This window comes from Streptomyces sp. WELS2 (genome assembly GCF_013870595.1).
GTDB lineage: Bacteria > Actinomycetota > Actinomycetes > Streptomycetales > Streptomycetaceae > Streptomyces.
Map to the genome: position 1 here is coordinate 1 of NZ_JACBWZ010000326.1, position 6,542 is coordinate 6,542.

Annotated in this window: 5 protein-coding genes and 2 pseudogenes; 1 reads left to right on the top strand and 6 read right to left on the bottom strand. The window is 71.3% G+C overall.

Annotated features, from left to right (window positions below; all coding sequences use genetic code 11):
* From H5J33_RS19235 to H5J33_RS19255, 5 genes and pseudogenes are all read right to left on the bottom strand, one after another.
* Positions 1–221: pseudogene (locus tag H5J33_RS19235) on the bottom strand (GNAT family N-acetyltransferase); the annotation flags it as partial.
* A gap of 126 nt (positions 222–347) precedes the next feature.
* Positions 348–1,616, bottom strand: a pseudogene (locus tag H5J33_RS19240) (alkaline phosphatase D family protein); the annotation flags it as partial.
* A 208-nt stretch (positions 1,617–1,824) separates the two neighbouring features.
* Positions 1,825–2,790, bottom strand: a complete 966-nt coding sequence (locus H5J33_RS19245) for a hypothetical protein (RefSeq protein ID WP_258565227.1) — start codon at positions 2,788–2,790, stop codon at positions 1,825–1,827.
* A gap of 658 nt (positions 2,791–3,448) precedes the next feature.
* Positions 3,449–3,994 (bottom strand): hypothetical protein, encoded by a 546-nt coding sequence (locus tag H5J33_RS19250; protein WP_181796167.1) that lies wholly within the window; start codon positions 3,992–3,994, stop codon positions 3,449–3,451.
* Between the two features lie 259 nt (positions 3,995–4,253).
* Positions 4,254–5,102, bottom strand: coding sequence for a helix-turn-helix domain-containing protein (locus H5J33_RS19255; RefSeq protein ID WP_181796168.1), 849 nt, complete (start codon positions 5,100–5,102; stop codon positions 4,254–4,256).
* A gap of 136 nt (positions 5,103–5,238) precedes the next feature.
* Between H5J33_RS19255 and H5J33_RS19260 the strand changes: the two genes are divergently transcribed.
* Entirely contained in the window at positions 5,239–6,093 is an 855-nt protein-coding gene (locus H5J33_RS19260) for an NAD(P)-dependent oxidoreductase (RefSeq protein WP_181796169.1), read from the top strand.
* Positions 6,094–6,276: 183 nt separating this feature from the next.
* Here the strand turns inward: H5J33_RS19260 and H5J33_RS36780 are convergent.
* On the bottom strand, positions 6,277–6,542 hold a 266-nt coding region (locus tag H5J33_RS36780), incomplete at its 5' end, for a hypothetical protein (protein WP_220212515.1).

The window sequence follows — 6,542 nt, forward strand, 5'->3', positions numbered from 1 at the left end:
CGGCGTGACCACCACACGTGGAAGCCCGCCGTCGCGGCCAGCACGATCGCCGAGATCACGAGCAGGGCCGGTCCGTCCGGCCCGTGCCCGATCAGGTTGGCCACCGCGTCCGCGACGGCCACCGCCGTGAACAGCGCGGCGAGTTCGACGATGTCCCGCCGCCAGTGGTGCACGGGCCGTCCGTGCCGGGCCCGGGTCACATCAGGCATCTCTGGAGTCATGCGGCCACTGTGCAGGAGGGGTGTTGCGCGATCACGAACTGATTGTGTCCGACGAGTAAAAGCATGCTCCGCCCCATTTGTTGCGCTTTCTACGGCCGACCGGCCGCCCTCCCCGCTCCGGGCCGCCTACTGACCGACCCGGCCCGGCTGGAGCGTCCGGCTGAACAGCACGCTGCCGTCCTGCTCCCGCAGCCGCACCGTCAGCTCGCCGCTGTCCCCGTCGATGTCCACCTCGCCGAAGAACTGGTAGCCGCCGGCCGGCGAGACGTTGGACGCGGTCGGCGCCTTCACGAACACCCGCTCCGGGCCGAACGTGCCGTCCAGCGGGCTGGCCGGGAACGCGCCGGCGTTCAGCGGCCCGGAGACGAACTCCCAGAACGGCTCGAAGTCGGTGAACGCGGCCCTGGACGGCTGGTAGTGCTGGGCCGAGGTGTGGTGCACGTCCGCCGTCAGCCACAGCGTGCCGGTGATCCGCCGGTGCTTGACGAACCGCAGCAGCTCCGCGATCTGCAGCTCGCGCCCGAGTGGCGCGCCCGGGTCGCCCTGGGCCACCGCCTCGAAGTTCGGCCGGCCCTCCGTCGCGTCCGGTACGACGAGACCGATCGGCATGTCGGCGGCGATCACCTTCCACACCGCGCGCGAGCGGGCCAGCTCCCGCTTGAGCCACTCCAGCTGCTCCCGGCCGAGGATGCCCTGCGGGTCGGTCGTCTGGTCGTCCGGCGAGTTGGCGTTGCGGTAGGTGCGCATGTCCAGCACGAACACGTCCAGCAGCGGACCCTGGCGCAGCACCCGGTAGACGCGGCCCTCCGCGGCGCCCGGCCGCAGCGTGGGGATGGGGAAGTACTCGCCGAACGCCCGCCGGGCGCGCGCCGCGAGGACGTCGACGCTCTTCTCGGTGTACCGGGTGTCGGTCGTGGCAATCACCTCGCCCGGGTACCAGTTGTTGCGCACCTCGTGGTCGTCCCACTGGATGACCGAGGGCACCCGGGCGTTGAACGCGCGCAGGTTGGCGTCGAGCAGGTTGTAGCGGAAGTTGCCCCGGTACTCGGCCAGGGTCTCGGCGACCTTGGCCTTCTCCTCGGTGGTGACGTTGCGCCAGGTGCCGCCGCCGGGCAGCGCCTGGGTCGCGGCGATCGGTCCGTCGGCGTATATGTTGTCGCCGCTGCACAGGAAGAAGTCCGGGTCCAGCCGGCCCATGGCGTCGTAGATGCGGTAGCCGCCGAGGTCGGGGTTGATGCCCCAGCCCTGGCCGGCCAGGTCGCCCGACCACAGGAAGCGCACGCCGTCCCGGCGGCGCCGGGAGACCGTGCGGAAGGTGCCGGTGACGGGCTCGCCGGTGCGGCGCGGATCGTCGGGGTCGGCGAGCAGCACGCGGTAGTGGATCTGCTCGCCGGATCCGCGTCAAGGGCCCGGGAGTGGCTCTCCGGGGTGCCGGCCTGCTGGGCCCGGCCGCCCCGAGCAGCGGCGATCACCGTGGTGAGGTTCGGCCGGTCCCGCATCGGCCGGCTACGGACATGCTCCCGCCGCACCAAGAGCGTCGGCATCCACTTGACCTGCTGCGGCGTGGCGGTTGTGTGACGATCGCCGTGCTGCAGCCGAGTGGTCAGTGGCAGATGCGGGCGGTCGTGAGGGCGCCGCCCGCGTTCTCGTCGTCCGTGCCGAGGATCGCGGTGCCGGAGCCGGACACGCAGTCCACGGCCTCGACCTTGTGGCCCTTGAACTTCCGCAGTATCTCCGGGGAACGGGCCATCGTGAGCCGCACCCGGCCCGAGCGGTCGAGCGACACCGAGCCCGCGTCGCTCACCGCCGAGTCGAACGGACCGTCGTCCCCCTCGTCCGACGCCGAGGCGATCAGCAGTCGGCCCGAGTCGGTGACGGCGATGTCGGAGGCGTGCCGGAGGTCCTGTGTGGGATACGGCGCACGGTAGGCGGCCTTCGTCACCGTGCCGAACACCGACTCCCCGTATTGGTTGAACGACAGCGGCGCGGCGTAGAGCGTCGCGGGGCGGCCGTCGCCTTCGCCCCGGTCGGCCCACACCGCCGCCAGCTTGTCGTTCCGGGAGACGAGCGCGAAGCTCTCGAAATCGTCGCCCTCACCGATCGCCGGGAGCGGCGAGAGGTCGCGCACCTGGACCGCCTTCCCGTCGTCGGTGACCTCGATGTGGTAAACGAGGCCGCGGCTCGACACGGCCAGATACTCGTCGGAGGCCCCTGGCACCGACTCGATCGCCTCCACGTCGATCGGTTCGGCACCGCCCCTCCATTCAAGTGGCTGCACGGTGGCCGTACGGCCGGAGTCGCCCGCGCGGTAGTCGAGTCGGGCGATGCGGGTCTCTCCGGGGCGCTTGTTGTCCAGGGCTATCAGAACCCGGTAGGCGTCGTGTGTGCGCGAGGTGACGGTGAGTCCGCTGATGCCGCTCCTCACGTCGTGCCCGACCTGCGTCCATCCGGTGGCTGCGAGCGCCGGCGCGTCATTCGTCCGGGCCACGGTCACCCCCGTGCCGGCGGCCACGGCACCTCCCGCGCAGAGCACGGCGATGGTGGTCAGGACGGTTGGGCGCATGCGCATGAGGCTCTCCCCTGGTGACGTGACGCGCGTAGATGATCACTGGCTGGGACCGTAACGGCCCGTCCGGCCACCCGGCAAGAGGCGTGACCATCTGAACGGAAGTTGGTTTCCGATGGCGTCCGGGCCACCGTGCATCGGTGCGACACCGTCCGGTGAACCTCACCGACCGGCGGACGAGTTCACCGAGGTTCGACGAAAGTCGCCGGAAGCGGGGCCGCGCAGATCTCGACGCCCCAAGCGCTCGGCCGGCTGCGCCGGTCCGACCAGGCACGCCTCGTTCGGCCTTGCGCGGTCCCGGCCGTCGACAGGGAGATGTCACCCCGCTCGCCGAGCGGCGGCGCCCGGACGGCTTCACCTGCTCCCGGCCGCTCCGCCTGGATATGGCCGGCCTCGCCGGCGAACGGACGACCGCTCGATACCTTCTGGCGTGTCCCGCGTCCCGGCCCGCTGACGCTCCGCTGCCGGCGGAACGCCCACACGTTCGAATCCAGCCACCTGGGGTTTGTTGCAGAGAGTGAGTCGAGGCGACGTGGTGCGGGACACGAGACTGGTGCAGACAGCCGCTGCGGACGCCGGGAGCCGCCGGGGCACCGGCGAGCGGACTCGCTGGGCCCCAGCGGCTGTAAGAACGCGCCCGTCAGGCGGGTACGGCGGATGCTCAACGGGGCCAGGCGCAGTGCACGTGCCTGCTGTGCCCGGCGTTGCCCGGGCCGAGGACCTCCGTGGCACCCAGCTTGCGGCAGGCGGCCATCAGCGCCTTGTGCGGGGCGCCCGACCCGACATGCTTGCCGTTGATGTGGCTGATGTCGAACGCCTTGCCCGCGTAGTGCCGGGACGTGGCGCTGTGTTTGCCTCCGACGATCTCCGACACGGCGATGCGGTACTTGTACTGGGTGTTCAGCTTCAGCAGCCCGTTGAGCATGCCGGGGTCCAGGGCCACGCGGCGGTTCGGCTTGTGCCCCCACGGACTCGTGAGGGCGCCCTTGCCGCCTGCGGTGTCGGTGATGTTCGCCTTGGCGGTGGAGCCCGCGTGCGTGCCTCCCTGGTGAGCGACAGCTAAGGAGATGCCGCTGGTGCGCAGGATCTGCCGGGCTGTGGCGGCACGGGTGTCCGCGGCCGCGGTGGCGTGGACCGCGGTGCTGCCGCTCAGGGCTGCCGCGGCGACTGCCACCGCGATCACGCGGGCGAAACGGTGTGCTGACATGGTGAGTCGTCCCTTCCCGAGGGTGGACCGTGGAGGTTGGTTGCTGGTCCGGGACAACAGATACAGACGCCGACGGCCTGGAGCGGGACGATCTGCAGCAATTCACTACAGTGAGTGATATCTATGCCCACAAGTTGCCGGACTTCTCAAGCCAAGCGGGCGACGTCAACGCGACCGCTGTCCACTGCCGTCCGGCCGGATGCGCCACGTATCCGACCACCAGCCCCACGCGGAACCGGCCACCACTTACCCGGCGCGGTCAGGAACTGCTCGGCGTCAGGTCCTGCAAGCCCACCACCCGCAGCAACTGCAAGCGCTCGTACGACTCCGTGCCCGGCCGGGCCGTGTGGATGACGAGCTGCTGGTTGTGGTCGGAGTTGACGAGGACCTCGCAGTCGAGTTCGAGGACGCCGATCGCAGGATGCCGGAAGCGTTTCGTGGTGGCGCGGCGTACGGCGACCTCGTGTTCGTTCCAGAGGCGGTCGAACTCCTCGCTGTTCGAGCGTAGTTCGGCGACGAGGCCGGCGGGTTCGGGGTCCGTGGGGCGGGCCGAGGTCACCGCTCGCAGGCCGGCGACGTGCTCGCGGGCGCGCACCGGGCGGTCCTCGGGCGGGAACAGCTCCTGGACCGCCGGGTCCAGGAAGAAGCGGCGGATCATGTTGCGTCCTCGGGGCGGGTGGGCGAGGGCGTCTCCGCTCAGCGCCCGCGACAGCGCGTTCTGGGCCAGGACCTCGCCGCAGTCGGTCACCACGATCGCCGGGATGTCGTGCAGCCGGTCCAGCACCAGGAGCAGGCCCGGGCGCACGTGCGTGCTGGTCGCCTCACGGCGCGGCGGCTCCTGACCGGTGAGGTGGAAGAGGTGGTCGTGCTCGTCCTTGGTCAGGCGGAGGGCGCGGGCCAGCGCCGTGAGCATCTGGCGGGACGGGCACGGGCCCCGGGACTGTTCCAGCCTCGTGTAGTAGTCCACGGACATGCCCGCCAGCTGGGCCACCTCCTCACGGCGCAGTCCCGGCGTACGGCGGCGGGTGCCGGCCGGGAGTCCCACGTCGGAAGGGGTCAGGCGGGCACGAGCGCGGCGCAGGAAGTCGGTGAGTTCGACACGGTTCACCTCTCCAGGGTGCGGGACCCCGGCCGGCTTATCCAGGGACTGCCGATCCCCTGATGCAGAGGTCTCTGCCGGTCTTCCCCGTATCCGTCGAGGCTGGTCTTCGACGACAGGCGACACAGTGCGTGAGGAGCACATCATGCTGACTTTGGTGACCGGTGCGACGGGGCAGGTCGGACGCCGCTTCGTGCCGCGGCTGCTGGCCCAGCGGCAGCCGGGCGAGCAGGTGAGGGTCCTGGTGCGGGACGCGGCTCGTGGCGAGCGTTTCGCGGAGCTGGGCGCCCAGGTCGCCGTAGGAGACATGCGCGACGCGGAGACACTCGGCAAGGCGCTCGCCGGCGTGGACGCCGTGGTGAACGTCGCCGCCTCCTTCCGCGGGGTGCCCGACGAGGAGGCGTGGGCCGTCAACCGGGACGCCGCGGTGGCCTTGGGCCGCGCCGCGCGAGTCTCCGGCGTGGAGCGGTTCGTACAGGTCAGCACGAACAATGTGTACGGCGTCGGACGGGGCCGCCCGCTGACCGAGGAGGACGAGAGCCGGCCGGGCGGCGCGTTGTGGGGTGCCTACCCGGAGTCCAAGGCCGAGGCCGAGCGCGAACTGCTCGCGCTCAAGGGTCTGGACGTACGCATCGGGCGGCTCCCCTTCGTCTACGGGGACGGCGACCCGCACCTTGCAGACTCCTTGCGCTGGGCCGCCCGCTGGGCACCGCACCAGCGCCTGCAGATGGCCCATCACGCGGACGTCGCCCAAGGCCTGATGCGTCTGCTGTACGCGTCGGGTATCGCCGGCCGGATCTACAACATCGCCGATGACGCCCCCGTCACGACGGTCGAGCTGTACCGGCTCAACGGCGTCGAGGTGCCTGCCGGGCTCCAGGAGTTCACGGACCCCGACCCGTGGTTCGGGATCACGTCCAACCAGCGCATCCGCCGGGAACTCGGCTTCCGGCCGATCTACCCGAGCGTCTGGACGGCCCGGGACGCCGGAGCCCTGTGACGGGTCGCCGACCGGGCAGTTCATCCCGGTGCTCCCCGGCAGCCGGCACCGGCTGCGGGGGACGGGGGCGGTGACATCGGCTCCGCTTCGCGTGCTGCTGGTGACAGGCAGCACGCGCCCGTACCGGTGACAACCACTGTGCTCCGCCCGGCTGTAGCCGCAGTCCAGGGGATGCCGGTGGTGTCACCTGTGGTGCTTCGGCTCGGTATTCGCGCGCCGCTGCACAGAGCTCTGGGGGTGGCCCGCACCTTTGCCGCCCTGGCTGCGGGGCCTTATGAGCACCCCTTGGCAGACCCGGCGGACGAGCCTGCGGTCCCTTGCCTCGCGCACGGTCGCGCCCGCGAGCCGGTCGCCCCGGCCCGTATCGGCCGACGCGTCGTAGGGCGGCAGGCGAAGGGTATGGACGCCCGCGCCCTCGCCGCCGCCCGCGCCCTCGAGGGCGATCCGGG

Excerpts from the sequence above, each read along its gene's own strand:
- H5J33_RS19260 (WP_181796169.1), top strand. The coding sequence starts at position 5,239 with ATGCTGACTTTGGTGACCGGTGCGACGGGGCAGGTCGGACGCCGCTTC.
- H5J33_RS19245 (WP_258565227.1), bottom strand. The coding sequence starts at position 2,790 with ATGCGCATGCGCCCAACCGTCCTGACCACCATCGCCGTGCTCTGCGCG.
- H5J33_RS19250 (WP_181796167.1), bottom strand. The coding sequence starts at position 3,994 with ATGTCAGCACACCGTTTCGCCCGCGTGATCGCGGTGGCAGTCGCCGCG.